The sequence below is a fragment of the Halorhodospira sp. 9628 genome, assembly GCF_022228075.1.
GTDB lineage: Bacteria > Pseudomonadota > Gammaproteobacteria > Nitrococcales > Halorhodospiraceae > Halorhodospira > Halorhodospira halophila_A.
In genome coordinates this window covers 45,582-69,511 of the sequence record NZ_JAJNRF010000005.1, presented here as the reverse complement: position 1 = coordinate 69,511, position 23,930 = coordinate 45,582, and the positions used below count along the sequence as shown (strand labels likewise).

The 23,930-nt window shown below is 70.4% G+C and carries 25 protein-coding genes; 12 read left to right on the top strand and 13 right to left on the bottom strand.

The window, feature by feature from the left end; all coding sequences use genetic code 11:
- Positions 1 to 3: 3 nt before the first annotated feature.
- Together lpxL and LRG10_RS06855 are read right to left on the bottom strand one after the other, a co-directional pair.
- A complete protein-coding gene (lpxL, locus tag LRG10_RS06860; RefSeq protein ID WP_238635011.1) occupies positions 4 to 975 on the bottom strand; it encodes an LpxL/LpxP family Kdo(2)-lipid IV(A) lauroyl/palmitoleoyl acyltransferase in 972 nt (323 codons plus the stop codon).
- The gene (locus LRG10_RS06855; RefSeq protein WP_201173305.1) at positions 972 to 1,637 is read right to left on the bottom strand and encodes a protein-L-isoaspartate O-methyltransferase; all 666 of its coding nucleotides are present in this window, start codon (positions 1,635 to 1,637) and stop codon (positions 972 to 974) included. The genes lpxL and LRG10_RS06855 overlap by 4 nt, the downstream gene beginning before the upstream one ends.
- Before the next feature lie 156 nt (positions 1,638 to 1,793).
- Between LRG10_RS06855 and rpmB the strand changes: the two genes are divergently transcribed.
- From rpmB to mutM, 4 genes are all read left to right on the top strand, one after another.
- Complete coding sequence (gene rpmB, locus LRG10_RS06850; RefSeq protein WP_201173302.1) at positions 1,794 to 2,030, top strand: 50S ribosomal protein L28; 237 nt, start codon at positions 1,794 to 1,796, stop codon at positions 2,028 to 2,030.
- Positions 2,030 to 2,200 carry a 50S ribosomal protein L33 gene (gene rpmG, locus LRG10_RS06845; protein WP_011815098.1) on the top strand — a complete coding sequence of 57 codons (171 nt, stop codon included), beginning with the start codon at positions 2,030 to 2,032 and terminating at the stop codon, positions 2,198 to 2,200. Before rpmB ends, rpmG begins: the two co-directional genes overlap by 1 nt.
- 159 nt (positions 2,201 to 2,359) lie before the next feature.
- On the top strand, positions 2,360 to 3,631 hold the full coding sequence (locus tag LRG10_RS06840) for an EAL and HDOD domain-containing protein (protein ID WP_201173300.1): 1,272 nt from the start codon (positions 2,360 to 2,362) through the stop codon (positions 3,629 to 3,631).
- Between the two features lie 18 nt (positions 3,632 to 3,649).
- Entirely contained in the window at positions 3,650 to 4,462 is an 813-nt protein-coding gene (gene mutM / locus LRG10_RS06835; RefSeq protein ID WP_201173298.1) for a bifunctional DNA-formamidopyrimidine glycosylase/DNA-(apurinic or apyrimidinic site) lyase, read from the top strand.
- Between the two features lie 6 nt (positions 4,463 to 4,468).
- On the opposite strand, the gene LRG10_RS06830 is transcribed toward mutM, so the two are convergent.
- From LRG10_RS06830 to LRG10_RS06810, 5 genes are read right to left on the bottom strand one after another with little or no spacing between them, the layout of a single operon-like run.
- Positions 4,469 to 4,849: a hypothetical protein gene (locus LRG10_RS06830; RefSeq protein WP_201173288.1), complete on the bottom strand. Its 381-nt coding sequence runs from the start codon at positions 4,847 to 4,849 to the stop codon at positions 4,469 to 4,471.
- Between the two features lie 27 nt (positions 4,850 to 4,876).
- Positions 4,877 to 5,371 carry a pantetheine-phosphate adenylyltransferase gene (gene coaD, locus LRG10_RS06825; protein ID WP_201173285.1) on the bottom strand — a complete coding sequence of 165 codons (495 nt, stop codon included), beginning with the start codon at positions 5,369 to 5,371 and terminating at the stop codon, positions 4,877 to 4,879.
- A 10-nt stretch (positions 5,372 to 5,381) separates the two neighbouring features.
- The gene (gene rsmD / locus LRG10_RS06820) at positions 5,382 to 5,969 is read right to left on the bottom strand and encodes a 16S rRNA (guanine(966)-N(2))-methyltransferase RsmD (protein WP_201173270.1); all 588 of its coding nucleotides are present in this window, start codon (positions 5,967 to 5,969) and stop codon (positions 5,382 to 5,384) included.
- Complete coding sequence (locus tag LRG10_RS06815; protein ID WP_201173255.1) at positions 5,966 to 7,321, bottom strand: pitrilysin family protein; 1,356 nt, start codon at positions 7,319 to 7,321, stop codon at positions 5,966 to 5,968. The genes rsmD and LRG10_RS06815 overlap by 4 nt, the downstream gene beginning before the upstream one ends.
- Positions 7,321 to 8,652: a pitrilysin family protein gene (locus LRG10_RS06810; protein ID WP_201173253.1), complete on the bottom strand. Its 1,332-nt coding sequence runs from the start codon at positions 8,650 to 8,652 to the stop codon at positions 7,321 to 7,323. The genes LRG10_RS06815 and LRG10_RS06810 overlap by 1 nt, the downstream gene beginning before the upstream one ends.
- A 127-nt stretch (positions 8,653 to 8,779) precedes the next feature.
- Here LRG10_RS06810 and ftsY point away from each other — a divergent pair, with 127 nt between their 5' ends.
- The 4 genes from ftsY (at position 8,780) to rpoH (ending at position 12,477) form a co-directional block, all read left to right on the top strand.
- Positions 8,780 to 9,727 carry a signal recognition particle-docking protein FtsY gene (gene ftsY / locus LRG10_RS06805; RefSeq protein ID WP_201173251.1) on the top strand — a complete coding sequence of 316 codons (948 nt, stop codon included), beginning with the start codon at positions 8,780 to 8,782 and terminating at the stop codon, positions 9,725 to 9,727.
- The gene (gene ftsE / locus LRG10_RS06800) at positions 9,724 to 10,404 is read left to right on the top strand and encodes a cell division ATP-binding protein FtsE (RefSeq protein WP_201173249.1); all 681 of its coding nucleotides are present in this window, start codon (positions 9,724 to 9,726) and stop codon (positions 10,402 to 10,404) included. The genes ftsY and ftsE overlap by 4 nt, the downstream gene beginning before the upstream one ends.
- Positions 10,404 to 11,450 carry a permease-like cell division protein FtsX gene (gene ftsX / locus LRG10_RS06795; protein WP_201241823.1) on the top strand — a complete coding sequence of 349 codons (1,047 nt, stop codon included), beginning with the start codon at positions 10,404 to 10,406 and terminating at the stop codon, positions 11,448 to 11,450. The genes ftsE and ftsX overlap by 1 nt, the downstream gene beginning before the upstream one ends.
- 163 nt (positions 11,451 to 11,613) lie before the next feature.
- Positions 11,614 to 12,477, top strand: a complete 864-nt coding sequence (rpoH, locus tag LRG10_RS06790; RefSeq protein ID WP_201173245.1) for an RNA polymerase sigma factor RpoH — start codon at positions 11,614 to 11,616, stop codon at positions 12,475 to 12,477.
- A 47-nt stretch (positions 12,478 to 12,524) separates the two neighbouring features.
- On the opposite strand, the gene radC is transcribed toward rpoH, so the two are convergent.
- Positions 12,525 to 13,199: a DNA repair protein RadC gene (gene radC, locus LRG10_RS06785; protein WP_201173243.1), complete on the bottom strand. Its 675-nt coding sequence runs from the start codon at positions 13,197 to 13,199 to the stop codon at positions 12,525 to 12,527.
- 76 nt (positions 13,200 to 13,275) lie between these two features.
- A complete protein-coding gene (locus LRG10_RS06780) occupies positions 13,276 to 13,665 on the bottom strand; it encodes a hypothetical protein (protein ID WP_238635010.1) in 390 nt (129 codons plus the stop codon).
- Between the two features lie 130 nt (positions 13,666 to 13,795).
- Here LRG10_RS06780 and coaBC point away from each other — a divergent pair, with 130 nt between their 5' ends.
- The 4 genes from coaBC to argB are packed head-to-tail and all read left to right on the top strand — an operon-like array spanning position 13,796 to position 17,847.
- Entirely contained in the window at positions 13,796 to 15,028 is a 1,233-nt protein-coding gene (coaBC, locus tag LRG10_RS06775) for a bifunctional phosphopantothenoylcysteine decarboxylase/phosphopantothenate--cysteine ligase CoaBC (protein WP_201173239.1), read from the top strand.
- The gene (gene dut, locus LRG10_RS06770) at positions 15,018 to 15,479 is read left to right on the top strand and encodes a dUTP diphosphatase (RefSeq protein WP_201173237.1); all 462 of its coding nucleotides are present in this window, start codon (positions 15,018 to 15,020) and stop codon (positions 15,477 to 15,479) included. Before coaBC ends, dut begins: the two co-directional genes overlap by 11 nt.
- Positions 15,480 to 15,522: 43 nt before the next feature.
- Complete coding sequence (locus LRG10_RS06765; protein WP_201241820.1) at positions 15,523 to 16,917, top strand: phosphomannomutase/phosphoglucomutase; 1,395 nt, start codon at positions 15,523 to 15,525, stop codon at positions 16,915 to 16,917.
- 27 nt (positions 16,918 to 16,944) lie between these two features.
- A complete protein-coding gene (argB, locus tag LRG10_RS06760) occupies positions 16,945 to 17,847 on the top strand; it encodes an acetylglutamate kinase (protein ID WP_201173234.1) in 903 nt (300 codons plus the stop codon).
- Here the strand turns inward: argB and LRG10_RS06755 are convergent.
- The 4 genes from LRG10_RS06755 to pyrE form a co-directional block, all read right to left on the bottom strand.
- On the bottom strand, positions 17,844 to 19,004 hold the full coding sequence (locus LRG10_RS06755) for an MFS transporter (protein ID WP_201173232.1): 1,161 nt from the start codon (positions 19,002 to 19,004) through the stop codon (positions 17,844 to 17,846). The genes argB and LRG10_RS06755 overlap by 4 nt on opposite strands.
- Before the next feature lie 44 nt (positions 19,005 to 19,048).
- Positions 19,049 to 22,087, bottom strand: coding sequence for an efflux RND transporter permease subunit (locus LRG10_RS06750; protein WP_238635009.1), 3,039 nt, complete (start codon positions 22,085 to 22,087; stop codon positions 19,049 to 19,051).
- The gene (locus tag LRG10_RS06745) at positions 22,084 to 23,199 is read right to left on the bottom strand and encodes an efflux RND transporter periplasmic adaptor subunit (RefSeq protein ID WP_238635008.1); all 1,116 of its coding nucleotides are present in this window, start codon (positions 23,197 to 23,199) and stop codon (positions 22,084 to 22,086) included. The genes LRG10_RS06750 and LRG10_RS06745 overlap by 4 nt, the downstream gene beginning before the upstream one ends.
- 83 nt (positions 23,200 to 23,282) lie before the next feature.
- Positions 23,283 to 23,930 carry an orotate phosphoribosyltransferase gene (gene pyrE, locus LRG10_RS06740; RefSeq protein ID WP_201173223.1) on the bottom strand — a complete coding sequence of 216 codons (648 nt, stop codon included), beginning with the start codon at positions 23,928 to 23,930 and terminating at the stop codon, positions 23,283 to 23,285.

Below are 23,930 nucleotides of genomic sequence, written 5' to 3'. Positions count from 1 at the left end.
GGTTCAGTAGCGCGGGGGCTCACCCTCGGGTCGGGATTTGAAGCGTTTACGTACCCAGAAGTACTGCTCCGGCTGGTGCCGGATCCATTGCTCGATCAGTTGGTTGATGCGCGCGGTGTCGGCGTGGATGTCGCCGCTGGGGAAGGCCTCCAGTGGCGGCTCGAAGACCAGCCGGTAGCGCCCACCCGGCAGCCGCTGCGGGTAGTAGGGCAGCACGATGCAGTCGGTGCGCTCGGCCAGTCGCGCGGTGGCTGGTGTGGTGGCCGCCTGGATGCCGAAAAACGGCGCGAAGATGCCGCCGCGCCGCGGGGCGATGTTCTCGTCCGGCGCGTACCAGATGATGTCGCCGCCCTTGAGCGCGCGGATCATGCCGCGCATGTCTTGGTTGGAGATCACATCCTCGATGCGGCGGCGCCGATTGCGCCGGATCAGGGTGGCCACCAGCGGGTTGCGGTCCTCGCGGTAAAGGGCCTTGAACGGCGTGATCTGACGCACCCGGGCGCCGCTGAGCTCCAGGCCAAGCATGTGGCAGGTCAGCAGCAGGACGCCGCGACCGCTGTCGCGTGCGGCCTCGAGATGCTCTTGGCCGTGGACCTCGAAGAGCTCGGCGATGCGCTCCATGGGCAGCCACCAGCCCATGGCCGTCTCCACCACGCCGATGCCCATCAGCCGGAAGTTCTCCCGGGCGATGGTCTGCCGGCGCTGGGCGGAGAGTTCCGGGAAGCTCAGCTCCAGGTTGCGCAGGGCCAGCCGGCGCCGCTCCCCCGCCAGATGCCAGGCGAGTTCGCCGATCGCGGCGCCGATGGCCATGCGCGCCCGGTGGGGCAGGGCCACCACGCCCCGCAGCAGACCCAGCTGCAGCCACACCCCCCAGAAGCGCGGATGGAGGAAGCGCAGCTGCAGCAGGCGGTCGTCCTTCGGGGTGGGCCGGGCCCCGCGGCGCCGGCCCTTGGGGGCGGTCACGGTGTCGCTCAAAGCTTGAATGGGTTCCTCTTGGTCAGGCCGCGCAGCGGCGGTACCGCGGTATCGAAGACGCTCTGGGTGGACCAGGCGTTGGGCCCGGTGCGCGTGATGCGCAGGGCCTCCATCATCGGGCCGCTGCCGACGATGACGAACAGACGCCCGCCGATGGTCAGCGAGCTGTGGAAGCCGTCGTGGAGCTCCGGCAGGGAGCCAGTGACGGCGATCACGTCGTAGTGCTGGCCATCGTGCCAGCCGCTGGCAGCGTCGCCCTGGGCCAGCTCGATCTGCTCGCCCAGCCCGGCGGCCCCGAGCCGCTGCTGCGCCTGCCGGTGCAGGTCGGCTTGGAGCTCGACGCTGGTTACGTGGCCGCACAGGTGGGCCAGACAGGCGGTGACGTAGCCGCTGCCGGTGCCGATCTCCAGCGCCTTCTCGCCCGGGGCCGGGTCCAGTTCCTGGAGCATCCGCCCCTCCAGGCGGGGCTCCATCATGACCTCGCCGTTGCCCAGTGGCAGCTGCAGGTCGCTGTACGCCATCCCGCGCAGGTGCTCCGGCACGAACGCTTCTCGGGGGATCTCCTCCAGCACCTCCAGCACCCGCGGCTCGAGCACGTTCCACGGGCGGATCTGGCGGCGGATCATGTTGTCGCGTGCCGAATCAGTCACGCTTTGTGTCATTATAATCTCCTCCCCTCATCCCTGGAGCGATGGGCAGGGCAATCGTAGGGGGTCTGGTCGGGCGCGGCAAGCACTCCTTGCGTTGTCCGCCGGATGCTGGTATAAAAACCGCCTTTTCCGGCGGCTGCCGGCGAGCTGGGATTGAGGAGCGTAGTTATGTCCAAGGTCTGCCAAGTCACCGGCAAGCGTCCGGGTACGGGAAACAACGTTTCCCACGCCAACAACAAGACGCGCCGGCGTTTTCTGCCCAATCTGCACGATCACCGCTACTGGGTGGAGAGCGAGAATCGCTGGGTACGGCTGCGTGTCTCCGCCAAGGGCATGCGGATCATCGATAAACGCGGCATTGACGCGGTGCTCGCCGACATGCGGGCCCGTGGGGAGAGGGTCTAATGGCCGGGAAGAGCGCACGCGAAAAGATCAAGCTGGTGTCGAGCGCCGGCACGGGCCACTTCTACACCACCGACAAGAACAAGCGGAACACCCCGCACAAGCTTGAGATGAAGAAGTACGATCCGGTGGTGCGCAAGCACGTGACCTACCGCGAGACCAAGCTCAAGTAACACCGACGGTGTCCCCATGCGCCGTGTGGCGAACGGGCCCGGCTGCCTTCGGCACCGGGCCCGTGTCGTTTCGGGGTTCCGATCGCGCTTGACCGGTCCGCCTGGCTCGAAGACCCTTGCAGCCAGCCCCCCAACGCTGCATCGTGGAGAGTCCCTGCCATGTCGGAGGTCTTCCTGGCTCGTCAGCCGGTGTTCGACCGCGAACTGCGAGTCTGCGGCTACGAACTCCTCTACCGCGGAGGGCGCGAGGACTCGGCCCGCTTTGTCGACGGCGACGCCGCCACTGCCACGGTCATCCTCAACGCCTTCATGGAGATCGGGCTCCGCGCGGTCACCGGCGGGCAGCCGGCGTATCTCAACCTCACCCGACGATTCCTCCTGCAGCAGCCCGTCCCGTTCCCGCAGCACGAGGTGGTCCTTGAGGTCCTGGAGGACATTGAGCCGGACGCCGAGCTGAGGGGGGCGCTGTGCCGGCTGTCACGGCAGGGCTACCGCATTGCCCTGGATGACTATTTGCTCGACGGCTCGGGGCGGGAGCGCCTGCTGCCCTGCGTGGACATGGTCAAGGTGGACGTGCTCGGTATGGCGCCGCAGGAGATCGTCCGCCACGCTCGGACTCTGCAGCGCCAGGGGGTGCCCGCCCTGCTCGCCGAGAAGATCGAGAGCCGGGAGGTTATGGAGCTCTGCCGCGCCGCGGGGTTCGATTACTTCCAGGGCTTCTTCCTGTCGCGGCCGTCGACCCTCTCGCGGCGCTCGGTGCCGCACAACCGCCTGCCATTGCTGCGCCTGATCGCCTCGCTGCAGCGCCCGGAGCTGGATGTCCGCGAGATCGAGCGGATCATCGGCCAGGACGTCTCGCTGTCGTACAAGATCCTGCGTTACCTGGCCTCGCCGCTGTTCCCCACGCGGGATATCGACAGCATCCGTGCCGCCGTGCTCTATCTGGGGCGGCGGCAGCTGGCCAACTGGGCCGTGCTGCTGGCCATGACCTCCTACGGCGATCAACCCTCCGAGCGCATCGTGGCCCTACTGGTGCGTGCGCGCACCTGCGAGCAGCTCGTCCGGCACCGCCACGGTGGCTCGGACCCCGGAGCGGCGTTCACCATCGGTCTGTTCTCGGGGCTCGATGCGGTGCTCGATGCGCCGCTGTCGGTCATCTGTGCCGAGTTGCCGCTGAGCACCGAGGTGCGTCAGGCTCTGCTCGAGCTTGAAGGCCCTTACGGCGGCATCCTCGCGGCGGTGCTGGCCCAAGAGCGCGGCGACTGGGAGCGCCTGGCCGGAAGCGGTATCGAGCCGCTGCAGGTCAATCACCACTACCTCGAGGCGCTGCGCTGGGCGGACGCCCAGTGGGCCTGGCTGGCCCATCTCTCCCGGGCCGAGCGCGCCGATCGACTCCCGCCGCGGCGGCGCGGCTCGCCGTCGTCGTCGTGATTCGGGTGGAGACGCCGCGTGCCTGAGCTGCCCGAGGTGGAGACCATCCGCCGTGGCCTGGAGGAGCACCTGGTCGGACGGGCGCTGCAGCGCGTCGTGGTGCGCCAGCCGCGGTTGCGCTATCCCGTCCCGGCCGGGCTGGAGGCCGCTGTTGCCGGCGAGCCGGTGGTGGCCCTGGAACGCCGCGCCAAGTACCTGCTCATCCGCCTCGCCGGTGGCGCCTGGCTGCTGCTGCACTTGGGCATGTCCGGGAGCCTGCGCTTGGTGGCGGCGACCGATGCGCCCGGGCGGCATGACCACGTCGATCTGGTGCTCGACGACGGCCGCGCCCTGCGGCTGACCGACCCGCGGCGTTTCGGCTGCCTGCTCCTCGGCGAGGGCGACCCCGAGGCCCATCGGCTGCTCTCCCGCCTGGGGCCCGAACCGTTGGGGCCGGCGTTCGACGGCGCGTATCTGCACCGCGCCGCCCGGGGGCGCCGGGTGGCGGTGAAGGCCTTCCTGATGGATGCCACCGTGGTGGTCGGGGTCGGGAACATCTACGCCAACGAGGCGCTCTTTCGTGCCGGGATCCGCCCGGATCGCGCCGCCGGGCGCATCGCGCGGGTGCGGTACGAGCGCCTGGCCGGGGCCGTGCGGGAGGTTCTGGAGGCGGCGCTGGCGGCCGGTGGCACCACCCTGCGCGACTTCACCGACGGCGCGGGGCGGCCGGGGTATTTCGCCGTCGATCTGTCGGTCTACGGCGGCTCCAGCTGCCCGTCCTGCGCCAGTGCGCTGCGCCAGCTCCGGGTGGCGCAGCGCGGGACCTGGTTTTGCCCCCGCTGCCAGCGCTGAGCGTGCTCAGAGCGCCGGCTGCCCCAGCCACAGGCCGATGGCGAACAGGGTCATGAACAGCAGGATGATGAACACGTCGCGCAGCATCCGGAACAGGTCGTCGAGCTTGGGGACCGGGGCCCGGACGCCGTAGTCCCGTGGGTCGAGGGTCCCTTCGTCGGCCCGGGCGATGATCTCCCGGGCCAGTTCCCGCGCCCACGGTGGGGTGCGGTCCTGGTCGCGCATGTACAGCCCGAAGAGACGGTCCAGGTCCTCGCGCCTGGCAATGCGCCGGAACTGGTGCCAGTGGGCGAGGGCGAAGAAGTCGTACTCGGAGATCTGCAGCAGCTGTGCCGCCTCGAGCACGCTGTTGTCGTAGACCAGCGGCTTGAACCACGACCAGGCCATGGCGCCCTCCTTTTCGCGGGGTGCGGGTCAGGGAACGCGGCGGACGCGCAGGCGCAGCGCCTCCGCCACGGCCGGGTGGACGAAGCGCGAGACATCGCCGCCCAGGGCGGCGACCTCACGGACCAGGCTCGAGGAGATGAACGCGTACTGCTCCGCCGGGGTGAGGAAGACAGTCTCGACGTCGGCGCGCAGCTGGCGGTTCATGCTTGCCAGCTGGAACTCGTATTCGAAATCGGAGACGGCCCGCAGGCCCCGGACGATGACTTGTGCCTCGTGGTGCGCTACGAAGTCCACCAGCAGGGAGGTGAAGGCCTCCACCTGGACATTGTCGACGCCGGCCAACGCGGTGCGGGCCAGCTCCAGGCGTTCCTCCACGGCGAAGGTGGGGGTCTTCGAGGGGCTGGGGTTGGCGGCAACGCCGACGATCAGGCGGTCGAACAGTCGCGCCCCGCGCTGGATCAGATCGGTGTGCCCGTGGGTGATCGGGTCGAAGGTCCCCGGGTAGATGGCGGTTACGCCCATCAATGGCTCCTCAGTCCTCATCTCGGTTGGTTCCGTCCGCGCGCAGCAGCCGAAAGCGGCAGCGTCCGGCCTGGCCTTCCCGGTGCACGGACCAGCTGGCGGGCAGTTCCGGTGTCGGCGCATTCCGATCGTCTTCAATATAGATCTGCGCCCCGGGCGTCAGCCATCCCGCCGTGGCTAGCCGCTGGCAACACACCTCCAGAAGCCCGCTGCCGTAGGGCGGATCCAGGAAGACGATCTCAAAGGGCGCTGCAGGAGGCCCCTGCAGGTAGTCGGCGCCGTCGGCCACCTCGATGCGGGCGCCCGTCGCCGCCAGGGTGGTGAGGTTGCCCCGCAAGCCGTCGGCGATGCGCCGGTCACGCTCGACCAGGACCACCTCGGCGGCGCCACGCGACAACGCCTCCAGGCCCAGTGCCCCGGTGCCGGCGAACAGGTCCAAGCAGCGCGCCCCCGGCAGCATCGGCGCGAGCCAGTTGAACAGCGTCTCGCGGACCCGGTCGCCGGTCGGCCGGACCCCGGCCTGGGCCGGGATCGGAAGGCGTCGGCCCCGCCACTGCCCGGCGATGATGCGCAGCTCGCTCCCGCGTCGGCGGCTCACGGCGGATCCATCTCCACGTCGGCGTCCTCCACCCCCGGGCCGACCAGGACGGTGACCATCCGCGCCAGGTCCAGCCGCTCGTCCAGGGCCCGGCGGATTGCCTGCTCATCGACGGCCTCCATGCGCGGGATGTAGCGCGCCAGGTGATCGGCGGGCAGGCGGTTTGCCGCCAGGACGCTGAGCTGCCCGGCCAGGGCCGAGTTGTTCGCCACGCTCAGCGGGAAGGCGCCGGTTAGATGGCGCACCGCCGCGTCGATCTCCTCGCTGTCCAGCCCGTCCCGGGCCAGGCGCTCGATCTCCCCGCGCAGCACCTCCAGGGCCTCCTCGCTGCGGCCAGCCTCGACGGTGGAACGGATCAGCCACGGGCCACGCTGCGGCATGATGTTGAGACTCGAGGAAGAGGCGTAGGAGAGGCCGCGCTCTTCGCGCATGCTCTGGTAGAGCCGCGAGACCAGGCCCCCGCCGCCGAGGACGTGATTGGCAACCCGCAGCGGGTACTCCAGCTCCTCCTCGCCGCGGGCGATGGCGGGCAGGCCCATCATCAGCGCGGTCTGCGAGGCGGGGAAGTCGATGCGGACCTCCGTCTCTTTCGGCTCGCTCGGGGGGGCGGGTAGCGAGGGCGCGGGTTCGCCGGCCTCCATGGCGCCGAGGAGCCGGGCGGCCAGCGCTTCGGCCTCCTCGCGGTCGAGATCACCAACGATGGCAACGCTGGCGTTGGCGGCGACGTAGTGCTCCGCGTGGAAGGCCGCCACGCGCGCCGCGTCCAGGCTGTCCAGCCCCGCCTCGGTGCCCGAGGCCGGAGTGGCGTAGGGGTGATCGCCGTACATGGCCGCGTAGAGCGAGCGCAGGGCGATGCGCGAGGCCGACTGCCGCTCGGCCCGCAGGGCCTGCTGCATGCGCCTGCGCTCCCGCTCGACGGCGGCGTCGTCGAAGCTCGGCGCGCCGAGCACTTGCTCGAGCAGCTCCGTTGAGGCGTCCAGGGCAGCGCTTTCGGAGAGGCTGCGCAGATGGACCTCGGCCTGGTGGCGGCCGGCGGAGGTGTTCAGCCGCGCGCCGACATCCTCCAGGCGGCGGGCCAGTTCGCCGGCGTCCATGTCGCCGGCCCCCTGGTCCAGGGTGCGCGCGGTGAGCCCGGCCAGGCCCGGTGTGCCGCGGTCGCGGGCACTGCCGGCGTCAAGGATCACCCGGACGTCCACCATCGGGAGTTCGCGGGCTTCGATGAAGTAGACGGCAGCCCCCTCGCGGCCGTCCCAGCGTTGCACCTCAGGTCCGAACGGATCGGCCTGCGCGGGGACGGCCAGCAGGGTGGTGGCGGCCACGGCAGCGGCGCGCAATCGATCCAGCAGACGCATCACTCCTCCTCGCCGGGCAGCAGGCGGCCCACGGTGAGCCGTTCCGGTTCTAGGTAGGTGCGGGCGACGCGCTGGATGTCCTCCGGCGTGACCGCGCGCACCCGCTCCTCGAAGCGCTGCGCCTCCTCCCAGCCGATCCCGGTGCTGGCCAGTCGGCCCAGGCGCTGGGCGCGCCCCATGGGGGCGTCTTGGGCGTAGACCTCGGCCGCGAGCAGGCGGGTGATGGCGCGCTCGAGTTCCGAGTCCTCCACCGGATCGTCGCGGAGCCGGCGAACCTGCTCGCGCAGGGCGGATTCCAGCTCGTCCAGGTCGTGGCCCTCGGACGGCCTCGCCACCAGCGAGAACAGCGTGTCGAGGCGTGCTACCGGGGAGTAGCCGACTGAGGCGCTGGTCGCCAGGCCGGGGCCGCGCACCAGTTCCTCGGGCAGCCGGGCGGAGCGTCCGCCATCGAGCAGCTCGGCGGCGAGCAGCAGGGCGTAGGCGTCGCTGGGCTCGGCTGCCGTGGCCAGCGAGGGGACGTTGTAGCCGAGGAAGAGCAGCGGCACGCGGGCATCCTCGAAGCGCACCTCGATGCGCCGCTCACCGGGGCCGGTCGCGATCTCGCGCCCTTCCGGCGGCGGCTCGACCTCGCCCGCGGGGACCGCGCCGAAGTGGCGCTCGGCCAGCTCGAAGACCCGCTCGGGTTCCACGGCACCGACCACCACCAGGGTGGCGTTGCCCGGCGTGTACCAACGCTGATACCAGGCCTCGAGCTCCTCGAGACGCAGGCGGTCCAGGTCCTTGCGCCAGCCGATGATCGGGTGGCGATACGGGCTGGCCATGTGCGCGGTGGCGGTGAAGCGCTCGAAGGCCCGGGCCTCGGGCGGGTCGTCCACGCGCTGGCGGCGCTCCTCATGGATGACCTGCATCTCGCGCTGGAACTCCTCGGAGTCGAAGACCAGCCGGTGCATGCGCTCGGCCTCGAGCTCCAGGGCCAGTTCCAGGCGGTCGGCGGCCAGCAGCTGGAAGTAACCGGTGAAGTCGCGGGCGGTGAAGGCGTTGGTCCGCCCGCCCTCGCGGGCGATTAGGCGTGCAAACTCGCCGGTCCCGCGCACCTCAGTGCCCTTGAACATCATGTGTTCGACGGCGTGGGAGATGCCGGTGATCGGTCGATGCTCGTGTCCGGAGCCGACGTGATACCAGAGCATCGAGGCGACCACGCCGCCGCGGTGGTCCTCCTGAACAAGGACGGTCAGGCCGTTGTCCAGCTCGTGGTGGTGGATCCGGTCCGCCGCCGCGGCGGACGCCAGGCCGAAGAGTAGGAGGGTGGTGAGCAGTCTGAGCGGGGCCATGGCTCCTCTGGGTCGGGTCGCCGCCGGGTTCCGATCCAATGGTAGGATACCCGACAGCACAAGTCGCGGGCGGCCGTTGCCCATCGAACCCCGCGGCATCCCTGAGACCACAATCGTGCCGAAGGCCATGAGCGAAAGCGAGAAGACCGAGAAGCGCCCCGGACTGATGGGGCGGCTGCGCAACGGGCTGCGGCGCACCCGCAGCGGGCTCACCGAAGGGCTTGCGACGCTGTTCGTCGGCCGCCGTGAACTCGACGACGAGCTGCTCGAGGAACTCGAGATGCGGCTGCTCCAGGCCGATGTGGGCATGGAGGCGACGCAGAAGGTGCTCGATGGGCTGGTCGAGCGCCTCGGCGGCTCCGCGGGTGGCTCCGGCGAGACGGTGCTCGAGGCCCTGCGCGGCGAGATCGTCAAGGTGCTTCAGCCGGTGGAGCAGCCGCTGCAGGTCGATCCGGCCAAGCGCCCTTACGTCATCCTCACGGTCGGGGTCAACGGCGCCGGCAAGACCACCACCATCGGCAAGCTGGCGGCCCGCTTCCAGAGCGAGGGGCAGTCGGTGATGGTCGCCGCCGGGGATACCTTCCGGGCTGCTGCGGTGGATCAGCTCCAGCAGTGGGGCGAGCGGGTTGGCTGCCCGGTCATCGCCCAGCCCACCGGCTCGGATCCGGCCTCCGTGGTCTACGACGCCCACCAGGCGGCGCGGGCCCGGGGTGTGGATGTGCTCATCGCCGACACCGCCGGTCGCCTGCACACCCAGGACAACCTGATGGAGGAGCTGCGCAAGATCCGCCGCGTGCTCGGCCGTCAGGACAATGAGGCGCCCCACGAGACCCTGTTGGTCCTCGACGGCGGGAATGGCCAGAACGCCCTGGCCCAGGCCGAGCAGTTCGGCCGGGCGGTGGATGTCACCGGCCTGGCCGTGACCAAGCTGGACGGTACCGCCCGCGGTGGCGTGCTGCTGGCGCTGGCCGAGCGGCTGCAGGTGCCGGTGCGCTATATCGGCGTCGGCGAGAGGGTTGAGGACCTGCGCACCTTCCGCGCGGCCGATTTTGCGGAGGCGCTGACCGCGGAATGATCCACTTCGACCGGGTCAGCAAGCGCTACCCGCGCGCTGGCCAGGACGGCTTGCGCGGCGTCAGCCTGGAGATCGGGCAGGGGGAGCTGGTCTTCATCACCGGTCACTCCGGCGCTGGCAAGAGCACCTTGCTGCGCCTGATCCCCCGCCTGGAGCAGCCCAGCGGAGGACGGGTGGTGGTCGCCGGCGTCGATGTGGGCCAGCTGCCCCGGCGCAGGATCCCGCTGCTGCGCCAGCGGGTCGGGGTCACCTTTCAGGATCACCGTCTGTTGGCCGACCGCAGCGTCTTCGGCAACGTCGCCCTGCCCCTGGAGATCGCGGGCGTGCCCCGCCGCGAGGCGGCGCGCCGGGTCCGGGCGGCCCTGGATAAGGTCGGCCTCCTGCACAAGGAGTCGAGCGCTCCTGAAGCCCTCTCCGGTGGCGAACAGCAGCGGGTGGGCATCGCCCGCGCGGTGGTCAACCGGCCCCCGGTGCTGCTGGCCGACGAGCCCACCGGCAATCTGGACCCGGGACTCTCCGAGGAGATCATGCGGTTGTTTACCTCGTTCGTGAGCATCGGCACCACGGTGCTGATCGCCAGCCACGACCTGGAGCTGGTCGAGCGCCTCGGCCGCCGCACCCTGACCCTGCGCCAGGGCGAGCTGGTCGGTGACCGGCCGGCCCGCGAGGCAGCCTGATGGCGCGTCGTCCAGAGCGCGGGGCGACGCCCCGGCGTCGCCAGAGCCGGGCCGAGGCACGCGCGCAGCGCAAGGCGGTGCGTGCCAGCCGGCGCAGTGACGCCGGTGCCGGCGCACAGCTGCTGGCGGGCCCCTTGCTCTATCTGTTTCGCCATGCTCAGGCGTTGACGGCGGCGCTGCAGCGGACCCAGGGGGCGCCCCTGCACAGCCTGCTGACCAGCGCCGTGGTGGGGATCGCCCTGGCGCTGCCGGCGGCCTTCATGCTCAGTCTGGAAAATGCCGAGCGCGTGGCCGGCGGCTGGGAAGACGGGGCGCCGCAGATCTCGCTTTTCCTGGCCCGCGATGCCGGGCCGGAGACTCTGCGTGAGCAGGCCGAGGCGGCGGCCGAACGCTCGGGCGTGACCGGCGTGGAGCCGGTGACACCGGATGCGGCGCTGGAGGAGTTTCGGGCCGGCACCGACTTCGATGCCGCGCTGGAGTTGCTTGACGAGAACCCGCTACCGCCGGTGCTCGTGGTGACCGCTGACCGCGGCCTCGATCCCGGGGCGGTGGCCGAGCTGGCCGAGTCGCTGGCCGACGACCCGGCCGTGGTGCGCATGCGCCTCGACCAGGAGTGGGTGGAGCGTCTGCACGCCATGATGACCCTGGCCGAGCGGGCGCTCTGGTCGGTCGGGGTGCTGCTGGCGCTGGCGGTGATCCTGGTCATCGGCAACACCATCCGCCTCACCATCGAGAGCCGGCGCCACGAGATCGAGATCATCAAGCTCATCGGCGGGGGGGACGGTTTCGTGCGCCGGCCGTTCCTCTACGAGGGCCTCGGCTACGGAGTGCTCGGCGGGGTGCTGGCCTGGGTGCTCACCGAACTCGGTCGTTGGGCCCTGGCCGGGCCGGCCAGCCGGCTGGCGGCCGCCTACGGCACCGAGTTCACCCTCAGTGGGCTGGGGCTGGCCAACGGCCTGCTCCTGCTGCTCGGCGGCGCCGTCCTCGGCGTACTGGGGGCGTGGACCGCCGTGGCCCGCCACCTGAGCGCCATCGAACCGCGGTGAATCGTCATGGCCCGCTGAATGCTTTATAATATGCGGCATCCGGTCGCGGGGCCGTCCCTTGAAATCCTCCGGTCCCGACCCCAGTTGCCCCAAGAATGGTGCGGGCAGCGAAACCCGGCAAAACAAAAGAGGAGACTCGGTCAGGTTGGAGGAGAAGGCGCGTATGAGCACGGCACTGGTTACGGCGGGTAACGCGAATCTGCCGCTGCCGACGAGCAGCGAAGACGCGTACATCCAGGCGGTGAGCCAGATCCCGGTGCTTGATGCCGACGAGGAGTACGAGCTGGCGCGGCGCTGCCAGTACGAAGGGGATCTCGAAGCAGCGCGGCAGCTGGTGCTCTCGCACCTTCGCTTCGTCGTCCACGTGGCCCGGGGTTACCGGGGCTACGGATTGGCCCTCGGCGACCTGATCCAGGAGGGCAACATTGGCCTGATGAAGGCCGTCAAGCGCTTCGATCCGGACGTCGGTGTCCGCCTGGTCTCCTTCGCGGTCCACTGGATCCGGGCCGAGATCCACGAGTTCATCCTGCGCAACTGGCGCATCGTCAAGGTGGCCACCACCAAGGCGCAGCGCAAGCTGTTCTTCAACCTGCGCGGTGCCAAGAAGCGGCTGGGCTGGATGAACCGCGACGAAGTCAATGCGGTGGCCCGTGATCTCGGCGTGCAGCCGGAGACGGTCCTCGAGATGGAGTCGCGCCTCTCGGGGCAGGACCTCGGCTTCGACCCGCTGGTCTCCGAGGACGAGGAGGAGCAGGTGCGTGCCCCGGTGGCCTACCTGGAGGACCGCCGCTTCGACCCGGCCGAGGTGGTCGAGAGCAGCGACTGGGGGACCCACCAGGACGACACCCTGCATCAGGCGCTGGCGCAGCTCGACGAGCGCAGCCGGCACATCCTGCGTGCCCGCTGGCTGGAGGAGGAGCGCCAGACCCTGCAGGAACTGGCCGACCACTACGGCGTGTCCGCCGAGCGCATCCGTCAGCTCGAAAAGAACGCCATCGGCAAGCTGCGCGGGGCGGTCAGCGCCTGAGCCGTCGAGCTCCGGAGCCTCCCGCCCCGCGGCACCTCGTCCATCCGCTAAAGCACACCCCGCTCGGCGAGGGAGACCGGCTCGCCGTCCCCTACCACGAAGTGATCCAGTAGACGGACGTCCACCAGTCCCAGGGCCTCGCGCAGGCGGTGCGTCAGGGCTTCGTCCGCCGCGCTCGGCTCGGCGACGCCCGAGGGGTGGTTGTGGGCGACGATCACCGCTGCCGCGTTATGGGCCAGGGCGCGTCGCACCAGCTCGCGCGGATAGACGCTGGCGCCGTCGATGGTCCCGCGGAAGAGTTCCTCGTAGCCGATCACCCGGTGGCGGTTGTCCAGGAACAGCCCGCCGAAGACCTCGCTGGGGTGGTCGCGCAGCAGTGCGGTGAGGTAGGTGCGCGTCTGCGCCGGGCTGCTGAGGGTGGGGCCACGCTGTAACGCTTGGCCCAAGTGGCGCCGGGCGATCTCCAAGGCCGCCTGCATCTGCGCGTACTTGGCGTCGCCCAGTCCGGGCCGGGCGGCGAAGGTCTCGCGATCGGCCTCGAGCAGGCCGCGCAGGCCGCTGAACGCAGCGAGCAGCTCGCGGGCCAGCTCCACCGCGGACTGGCCGCGGCGCCCGGTGCGCAGGAAAATGGCGAGCAGCTCCGCATCCGAAAGCGCCTGGGGTCCGCGCTGGATGAGCCGCTCGCGGGGCCGCTCGTCCCGCGGCCACGAACGGATCGACATGACACTGCCCTCCCTGGCGGCGTCGTGTGAACGAATTGTCGGCGGGCGCCGCCGCGGCGCGGCGACGCCCCCGCGGCTATTCCGCTGCCCAGTTGTCGCGTACGCGCTTGAGGCGCCGCGCCTGGTAGCGGTTGATGTTGGCCGTCATCATGAAGATCGCCACGATGAAAAGCACCGGGAAGGCCAGGGCGATGGCCAGCTGGTGGGCGCCGACCAGATGCAGGCCCAGCAGGACCACCATGGCCGCCGCCGGTGCGCCGATCAGGCGCACCATCGCCGCGGACTCCGTGCGCTTGATGTGGGCATCCAGTTCCTCGTAGCTGTCGAAGGCGTTCTCGTCCGTCGCCCCGAACATTCGCCCCAGGGCGCTGCCTTCGGCCTCCTGCCCTTGTGCGGGCGCGGTGCCGACCTCCGGTGAATGGTCGTCTTGTTGGGTCTGCTCAGCGTGCGCGTGCTCTCGACTCATGGTGCCTCCTCGGGTTAATCCCCTGTCCCCACTGGGATGACACTATAGAATGCGGGTCGGGATTCAACCCCGCCCGCTAGCGGTGTAGCGCAGTAGCGCGCTGGCTGCACGGATCTGCGACAATACGCGTATGTCTTTGCCGAGCCGAACCATCCGCATCCTGCTCGTGGTGAGCGGCGGGATCGCCGCTTACAAGGCCGCCGAGTTGGTCCGCGAACTGCGCCGCGGCGGCGCCGAAGTGCGTGTGGCGATGACCGCCGCCGCGCAGCGCTTCATCACGCCGCTGACCTTTCAGGCCCTTTCCGGTCAGCGCGTCCACACGGATCTGCTCGACGCGGAGGCCGAGGCGGCCATGGGCCACATCGAGCTGGCGCGCTGGCCCGATCGCATCGTCGTCGCGCCGGCCACCGCCGATTTCCTGGCGCGACTGGCTCAGGGGCGGGCAGACGACCTGCCGGCGGCGCTGTGCCTGGCCACCCGTGCGCCGATCACCGTGGCCCCGGCCATGAACAACGTCATGTGGGAGGCGGTGCCGACCCGCGAGAACCTGGCGGTGCTGCATCGCCGGGGCGTGGCGTGCATCGGCCCCGAGTACGGCGAGCAGGCCTGCGGTGAGTTCGGCGAGGGGCGCATGTCCGATCCGGCGCGCATCGCCGCGGCGTTGCTCGATGCCGGCGGTGCCCCGGGGGGCGCGTGGGCCGGGCGCACCGTGTTGATCACCGCCGGCCCGACCCGCGAGCCCCTGGATCCGGTGCGCTACCTGACCAACCGCAGCTCCGGGCGGATGGGCTTCGCGCTGGCGGCGGCCGCCCGCGAGGCTGGAGCCCGGGTGATCCTGGTTGCCGGGCCCGCCGCCCTGGCCACGCCGCCGGGCGTGGAGCGTATCGATGTCGAACGCGCCGGGCAGATGTACGACGCTGTGCTCGGCCGGATCGACGAGGCGGACTGCTTCATCGCCGCCGCTGCGGTGAGCGACTACCGGCCCGAGCACGAGGCGCCCGAGAAGATCAAGAAAGGCGGTGACGCGCTGACCCTGGCCCTGGAGCCGACGCCGGATACCCTGCGCGCCGTGGCGGCGCGCAGGCCGCGCCCCTTCGTGGTGGGGTTTGCCGCGGAGACCGAGCGCGTTGCTGAATACGCCCGGCGTAAGCTCAACAACAAGGACCTCGACCTGATCGCCGCCAACCGCGTCGGTCCGGGGCAGGGGTTCGATACCGACCACAACGCCCTGGAAGTCCTCTGGCCCGACGGCGGCGTCGCCCTGGCCGAGCAGCCCAAGACGGCCCTTGCCCGGGAGCTGCTGCAGATCGTGGCCGAGCGCGCCGGGTTCGCGGAGGCAGCGAGGAGCACCCATGCACCGTAAGATCGAAGCACGCATCGTCGACGCACGCCTCGGCAGCGAGATCCCGCTGCCCGATTACGCCACCGACGGTTCGGCGGCCATCGATCTGCGCGCCTGCCTGTCCGAGCCGTTGGTGCTCGAGCCGCGCGGGCGGCAGCTGATCGGCACCGGGCTGGCCGTGAACATCCACGACCCGGGCCTGGTCGGCGTCGTGGCCTCGCGCTCGGGGCTATCGCTCAAGCACGGTCTGCGTGTGGCCCAGGGTATCGGGGTCATCGATTCCGACTACCATGGGGAGATCGGGGTGATCCTTGCCCACGACGGGACCGAGCCGTATACGATCACGCCGGGGGAGCGCATCGCGCAGCTGCTCTTCCAGCCGGTGGTGCAGGTTACGCTGGATTACGTCTCGGGCTTTTCCGCCACCACCGAGCGAGGTGAGGGTGGCTTCGGCCACAGCGGTACGCTATGACGCGGGGGCATCCCCGCAGGATGACGATGACAAGGAGGCGCCCGTGAGCGCAGCGCAGGTACCCGCATCGATCTTTCGTGCCTACGACGTCCGCGGCGTGGTGGGCGAGACCCTGGATGCCGACATCGTCCGCTGGGTGGGGCGGGCAGTGGGCAGCGAGGCGCGCGAACGCGGTGTCCGCCGCCTGGTGGTCGGCCGCGATGGCCGCCACTCCAGCGCCGAGCTGGCCGCGGCGGTGGCGGCCGGCATGAACGACGCCGGCTGCGACGTCATCGACATCGGCCAGGCCCCCACCCCGGTCATGTACTTCGCCACCCACGAGCTGGAGACCGGCTCCGGGGTGATGATCACCGGCAGCCACAACCCGCCGGAATACAACGGCCTGAAGATCATGGTCGCCGGCGACACCCTCTCCGGTGAGGCCATCACGGCGCTCTACCGGCGCATACAGGACGGTTGCCTGGCCGAGGGCGAGGGTTGCGTGGAGACACGCACGGACCTGGTGGAACGCTACCTGGCGCGCATCGCGGGCGACATCCGCCCGGCGCGGCCGCTGCGCCTGGTCCTGGATGCCGGCAACGGGGTGGCCGGGGCGGTGGCGCCGCGCCTCTTCGAGGCCCTCGGCTGCCAGGTCGAGGCGCTCTTCTGCGAGGTCGACGGCGATTTCCCCAACCACCACCCGGACCCGGCGGAGCCGCACAACCTGGAGACGCTCATCGCCCGCGTCCGTGACAGCGGTGCCGATCTCGGGCTGGCCTTCGACGGCGACGGGGATCGCCTCGGCGTCGTCGACTCGGCGGGGAACATCATCTGGCCCGACCGCCAGCTGATGCTCTACGCCCGCGACGTGCTCAGCCGTCGCCCCGGTGAGCCAGTGGTCTTCGACGTTAAATGCAGCATGCACCTCAAGCACGTCATCGAGGCGGCCGGCGGGCGGCCGCAGATGTCGCGCACCGGGCACTCGCTGATCAAGGCCACCCTGCGCGAGAGCGGTGCGCCCCTGGCCGGCGAGATGAGCGGCCACACCTTTTTCGCCGAGCGCTGGTACGGCTTTGACGACGGGCTCTACACCGGTGCCCGGCTGGTGGAGATCGTCGCCGCCGATGGCCGACCCAGTGCCGAGGTCTTCGCCGAGCTGCCTGAGGGGGTGTCCACGCCCGAGCTCAAGGTCCACATCCAGGAGGGCGAGCAGGCCGAGCTCATGGATGCGCTGGTGGCGGAGGGGCGGCAGCGCTTCACCGAGGCCACCATCCACACCATCGACGGTATCCGCGTGGAGTGGCCCGATGGCTGGGGGCTGATCCGCGCCTCCAACACCACGCCGGTGCTGGTGGTGCGCTTCGAGGCCAACGACGCCGACGGCCTGGCCCGTATCCGCGAGGCCTTCGAGGCCCTGCTTGCCAGCGTGCGCCCCGGCCTGGCCATCCCTGCACCCTGACCCAGCAATCCGCACCCTGAATTCAATATGACCGAACACCCCATCGATCCCGATCTCACCGCCCAGGTCCTGGTCGAGGCCCTGCCCTACATCCGCCGCTTCCGCGGGCAGACCATCGTCGTCAAGTTCGGCGGCAATGCCATGGTGGACGAGGCGCTGAAGGTGGCCTTCGCACGGGATATCGTGCTCATGCGCCTGGTCGGCTTCCGCGTCGTCGTGGTTCACGGTGGCGGCCCGCAGATCGGCAACCTGCTCGATCGCATCGGCAAGGAGACCGAGTTCGTCCAGGGCATGCGGGTCACCGACGCCGAGACCATGGACGTGGTGGAGATGGTCCTCGGTGGCCTGGTGAACAAGGAGATCGTCAATCTGATCAGCGCCCAGGGTGGCCGTGCCGTGGGGCTGACCGGCAAGGACGGTGGCCTGATCCGGGCCCGCAAGCTCGAGGTGGAACAGCCCGGGCCCGAGAACCAGGTCCCCGAGATCATCGATATCGGCCACGTCGGCGAGGTCGATCACATCGACCCGGCGGTGGTGGAGATGCTCGACTCCGGGGAGTTCATCCCGGTGGTCGCGCCCATCGGCGTCGATGAGCGCGGAACGTCCTACAACATCAACGCGGACCTGGTCGCCGGCCGGATCGCCGAGGTCCTCGACGCCGAGAAGCTCCTGCTGCTGACCAATACCCCCGGCGTGCTCGATGGCGCAGGCAATCTGCTCACCGGGTTGAGCCCCGAGCGGGTCGACGGCCTGATCGCCGACGGCACCATCGCCGGCGGCATGCTGCCCAAGATCCGCTGCGCCCTGGACGCCGTGGCCGGCGGCGTGCGCAACGCGCATATCATCGATGGTCGCGTCCCCCACGCGGTGTTGCTCGAACTGTTCACCGACAAGGGCGTGGGCACGCTGATCCGGCGCCAGCCCGACTAGCCCGTTCGCGCGGGGCCCGCGCCGCGGTCGCGCAGCCCCCAGATCCAGTACCCGGCCAGGCCGAGCATGGCGGCCAGGGAGGCCACGTAGGCCTCCCAGCCCAGGCCGTGGTAGAGGTAGCCCGGCAGCCACGAGCCCACCGCGCCGCCGGCGTAGTAGAAGGCGATGTAGAGGCCGTTGACTACGCCGGTCTCGCCCTCCACCTCCTGGTTGAGGTACCCCGGTGCCAGGGCGTGAAGCAGGAACATCCCGGCGCAGAAGACGAACATCCCCGCGAAGATCACCACCAGCCACGGTCCGAGGAACATCGCCAGCGAGGCGGCGAAGATGGCGATGCCCAGCAGCATGGTGTTGACCACGCCGCCGATGCGATCGGCCACGCGCAGGGCGCTGAGTGCCGTGACCACCCCCATGAGGTAGCCCGTGTACATCAGCGCGATGCCCAGATCGCTGAGCCCGGTCTCGAGCTCCACCAGGCGGAAGGGTAGGAAGGTGAGCAGCGATAGGAAGACGAAGAAGGCACAGAAGATGGCGCCGTAGACCCGCAGCGCCCGGGGCTGACGCAGGATCTGGCCGACGGCGCGGCGGTCCAGGCGGCCGAAGCCAGCCTGCGGATCGGCGTCCAGACGCAGCAGCAGGGCGGTGCACAGCAGCTGCGCTACGCCGAAGAGCAGGAAGGCGGCCTCCCAGCTCGCGGCGGTGGTCACCGCGCCGGCGATGGCCCGACCCAGGAAGCCGCCCAGCACCGTGGCCGCCACGTAGCCGGCCATCACCCGCGTGGTCCGCCCCGGGGCGGCGCTGGCGGCCAGGTAGGTCATCAGCGCGGTGAGGATGGCCGGGATCAGCAGGCCCTGAACCAGGCGCAGCCCGAGGAGGATCTCAAAGCTTGGCGCCATGGCCACCGCCAGCTGGGTCACGGCCAGCAGCCCCGAGGCCACCACCAGCATCTGTCGCGACGATACGCGCTGGAGCACGAAGCCGTAGGCGATGGGCGCAATGGCCAACGGCAGCAGCGTGGCGGTGAGCAGCAGCGAGGCCTTCGGCTCGCTCACCGAGAAAGCGGCCTGGAGCGTCGGCAGCAGCGGCTGCGGGGCGTGGATGGCCGAGAAGGCGAGGACCGTGCAGTAGATGGTGATCAGCAGCTGGGCAATGGGCATGGACGGGCTGAGGGTGGCTTTCGGGACGGGAACGGGTGCGCCGGCTAATGCTCGGCGCGGTGGAAGAGGGCGTAGAGCACGGGCACGACCCCGAGGATGAGGATCGTGCCGAAGGCCAGGCCGGACATCACCGCGATGGCCATGGGCGCCCAGAAAGGCCCGGAGAGAGCCAGTGGGATCATCCCCAGAATGGTGGTGGCTGCGGTGAGCAGCACCGGGCGCATGCGCCCGACACCGGCCTCCATGATAGCCGGCTGCACGGCCATGCCATCATCGCGGTGCAGGCGTATCTGCTCGACCAGGACAATGGCGTTGCGGATGAGCATGCCGGCCAGGCTCATGGCGCCGAGCAGGGCGATGAAGCCGAATGGCTGGCGGAAGGCGAGCAGACCGGCGACCACCCCGATCAGCCCCAGCGGCACGGTCAGGGCCACCACGGCGGCATCGCGTAGGCTGTTGAACTGCGCGACCAGCAGCAGGGCCATGACCGCCAGCACCAGCGGAACAAAGGCCAGCACATCGGCCCGTGCCTCCCAAGAGGCCTCGGCCTCGCCGCCCCAGGAGAGCTCCAGGCCAGGGGGCAGGTCCAGCTCGGCGAGTTCCGGGTCGAGGCGGGCCACTAGCCCTTCGGCGGTGGCCCCCTCGGCCAGGTCCGTCTGGACGGTCACCGTCGGCACCCGGTCCTGGCGCCAGATGCTGCGCTCTTCCCAGGCCGGCTCCAGGTTCGCCACCTGGCGCAGCGGGACCGGCTGCTCGGCGTCCCGCGGCCAGATCTCCAGGGTATCGAGCCGCGACAGGTCACCGCGTTCGGCCTCGGGCAAATACCAGTGGATCGGCAGGTGGCGGTCCCCGTCGATGAGCACACCGATGGGGCCGTCGTCGTAGGCCATCTCCAGGGTCTCGGCTACCTCGGCCGAGGAGAGCCCGGCGGCGCGGGCCCGTTCCTGGTCGACCTCGACATCCAGCGACACCGCCTTCTGGCGCCAGTTGTGCCGGGTGCCTTCGGTTTCCGGCTGGGCCGCCAGCCAGTCGCGCAGCTCCTCGGCTACCCGGCGCAGCTCCGCGTGATCACGCGGACCGGCCACGCGCAGCTCCACCGGGTAGCGCACCGGATCGCCCAGCATCATCGGCCGCACCCGCGGCTGTGCGTCGGCGAAGCGGCCCTCGAGCCAGTCGCGCACATCGTCGATCACCGCATCCAGGTCGCTGCCCGGTTCGGTGCCTACCAGCAGCTGGGCGTAGGCCGGGTTGGGCAGCTCCGGGATCATCGGCAGGTAGAAGCGCGGAGCCCCCTCGCCGATGAAGGTGGTCACCCGAGCGACGTCGTCGTGCTCGCGCAGGAAGGCCTCGATGCGCTCGGTGTCGGCGGCCACCGCCTCGATGCGCGTGCCCTCGCTGCGCCAGTGGTCGATGAGGAACTGGTCCCGGTCGGCGGCGGGAAAGAAGATCCGCGGCACCAGGGTGAATGCGGCCACCGCGATGCCCACTACCAGCAGGACGACGATCAGGCTGCTGGCGCGGTAGTGCAGCATCGTACCCAGAGCCCGCCGGTAGGTGCGGTGCCAGACGGTGTCGTGGGGATCCCCTGCCTCGCCCTCGGCCGGTGCGGGCAGGAAGCGGTAAGCCAGCAGCGTGGTGAAGGTCACCGCCAGGATCCAGCTCAGGCCCAGGGCGAAGGCCACCACCCAGAACAGCGAGCTGGTGAACTCGCCCACTGCCGTCGGCGTGAAGCTGATCGGCGAGAAGGCCAGTGCGGCGATGGCCGTGCCGATCAGCAGCGGTACGGCGGTCTCGCTGACCGCCTGTCGCGCCGCCCGGGCGCGCTCGACGCCGCGCTGGATGCGGGTCATGGTCAGCTCGGCGACCACGATGGCGTTGTCGACCAGCATGCCCAGGACCACGATCAGCGCCCCCAGCGAGACGCGGTGCAGGTCGATGCCGGTGACCCACATCACCAGGAAGGTGCCGAGGATGGTCAGTGGTACGCCGGCGCCGACGATCACTCCGGTGCGCCAGCCCAAGGCGATCAGCAGGACGGCCAGGACGATGGCCACGGCAGTGGCCAGGTTGGTGACGAACTCGGTGATCGCCTCGCGGACCGTCTCAGCCTGGTCGTTGACGGTGTGCAGCGCCATGCCCACCGGGCGGTCGTGCTCAAGCTCGGCCAGGCGCTGTTCGATGCGTTCGCCGAGCTCGACCACGTTGGTCCCTGGAGCCGGCGAGACCCCCAGCGCTACGCCCGGTTCGCCGTCATGGCGGAACACGCGCTCGGGAGGATCGGCGAAACCGCGGCGGACATCGGCGATGTCGCGCAGGTAGATGCGCTCGTCGGTCTCCGGGTTACGGATGGACAGCGACCGCACATCCTCGACGCTGTCGAAGGCCCCCGAGACGAACAGCCCAACCCGATCGTCGTCGAGATCGATCGCGCCCGCCGGCGCGACCACGTTCTGCCGTTGCAGGGTCTCGGCGATCTGCCCGGGGTGTAGGTTGAGAGCCGACAGGCGCTCGCGGCTGATCTCGATGAAGATTCGCTCGCCCTGGCGGCCGAAGAGCTCTGCCCGGGCCACGCCGGGGACGCGCAACAGCTCGCGGCGCAACTCATCGGCATAGTCGTCGATCTCGCGCAGGCCGTAGCCCTCGCCGGTGACCGCATAGAGCAGGCCGAAGACGTCGCCGTAGTCGTCGTCGACCACCGGTCCGCGCACCTCGTCCGGCAGCTCGCGGGAAGCCCGCTGGACCTTCTTGTTCAGCTCGTCCCAGATCTGGCGCAGCCGTGCCCCGGAGTAGCGCTCATCCACGTCGACATAGATGACCACCTCGCCGTCGCGGCTGATCGACTCGATCTCTTCGAGTTCCTCGAGCTGCTGGATGTGACGCTCGAGGACCTCGGTGACCTCCGCCTCCACCCGCTGCGCCCGCGCGCCGGGGTATTCGGCCTGGACCAGGGCGGTGTGGATGGTGAAGTCGGGGTCCTCGAGTTGCCCCAGTTGGCCGTAGGCCCAGATGCCGGAGAGCCCGAGCAGCACCGTGGCGAAGACAATCAGCCGGGCATGCGCCAGGCTCCAGCCGCCGATGCTCACGGCGCCTCCGCATCCATCCGCCGGGTGGGCTGACCCTCGGCCAGGTGGTGGACGCCGGCGGTCACCACCTCGTCGCCGGTCTCCAAGCCGTCACCGACCAGAGCGCTGCCCCGATCCAGGGCGAGCAGCTCCACGGCCTGGCGCCGGACCCGGTGGTCCTCGCCGCGCAGCCAGACGTGGGGCTCGCCGTCGTGCTTGTGGACGGCGGTCAGTGGGACGCGGAACCCCTCGCCGGGGCCGAGGTCAGCGCGGAAGACCGCCTCGGCGGTCATCCCGGGCAGCACCCGGTCGTCGGGGTCGGCCAGGGTGACCTGAACCGGGTAGGTCTGGCGCTCGGGGAGCACGTCGACCCCGACGGTGCGGATCCGCCCCGGGAAGACCGCGTTGAGGGCCGGGACGTGCACCTGCACCTGCTGCAGGTGCTCCCGGTAGACCATGAACTCCTCGGGGATGCCGACCTCGACCTCCAGCTGCGAGAGGTCCTCAAGGAGGTAGACCGGCTCCTGGGGCGGCACGGCCTCGTAGGCGTCAAAGCGGCGCTCGGCGACCGCCGCTTCGAACGGGGCCCTCAGCCGGGTGTAGGCGAGCCGGTCGCGGGCGAGGGCCAGGCCGGCCTGCAGCGAGGCGGCTTCGGCGCGGGCCTCGTCACGCTGGCGGGCGGCCTGGTCGTACTCGGACTGGGTGATGGCCTCCTCCTCGACCAGCTGTGCGGCGCGCAGGTACTCGGTGGCCGCGTAGGCCTGCCGGGCGCGGGCCGCCTCGAGCTGTGCCTCCAGCTCCTCGACCTCGCGGGCGTGGTCGGAGTCGTCCAGCTCGGCAAGGCGCTCGCCGGCGGCCACGCGGTCACCCACATCGGCGTGGATGGTATCCAGCTCGCCACCTACGCGGAACGACACCCAGGCCCGGTGCTGCGCCTCGACGCGGCCGGTGAAGCGCCGTTCGGCGAGGCGGTCGGGATCCTCCAGGACCAGGGTCTGGACCGGGCGCGGCCGCTCCTCGGGGGGCTGCTCGGTACCCGGATCGCCGCAGCCGGTGACCAGGGCCAGGCCGGTGACCAGCAGGGTCACCGTCCGCAGCAGCGGCGCGGGCGCATGGTGGGGCCGCACGTCCATGGCGTTCCTTGAAGGTGATGGGGGGTTCAGGCACTCCACCTATCGTATCCAGCCGGGCCGAGCAGCGCCAGCCGGCGGCGCGGCTACGCCGCGCCGTAGCGGCTCCGATACTGGCGGATGGCGTCCAGGGTCTCGCCCTTGCCGCCGTGCTCGGCCAGGTAGGTTTCCAGGTGATCCAGGGTGATGATCGGGACCACCGGGGCGCCCAGGGCCTGTTCCACCTCGTGGACGGCGGAGACCTGGTTGGCGCCGCGCTCCTTGCGGTCGAGCGCGATGGCCACCGCGGCCACGCGGCCGCCCTCGGCGGTGATCAGCTCGGCGGCCTCGCGGATGGATCCGCCCGATGAGATCACGTCGTCGACGATCACGGCGCGCCGACCATCCACCGGTGCACCCACCAGCCGTCCCCCCTCGCCGTGGTCCTTGGCCTCCTTGCGATCGAAGGCGTAGGGGACGTCGCGGCTGCGCGTCTCGGCCAACGCCATGCTGAGCGCCGTGGCCAGCGGGATGCCCTTGTAGGCGGGGCCGAAGACCAGGTCGAAGTCAACCTGTGCCCTCGCCAGGGCCTCCACGTAGCAGCGGCCGAGCCTGCTCAGGGCCTCGCCGCTGTTGAACAGCCCGGTATTGAAGAAGTAGGGGCTCTCGCGGCCGGATTTCAGCGTGAAGCGCCCGAAGCGCAGCACCCCGCGGTCGAGGGCGAAGCGGATGAACTCTTCCTGGTAATCGTACAT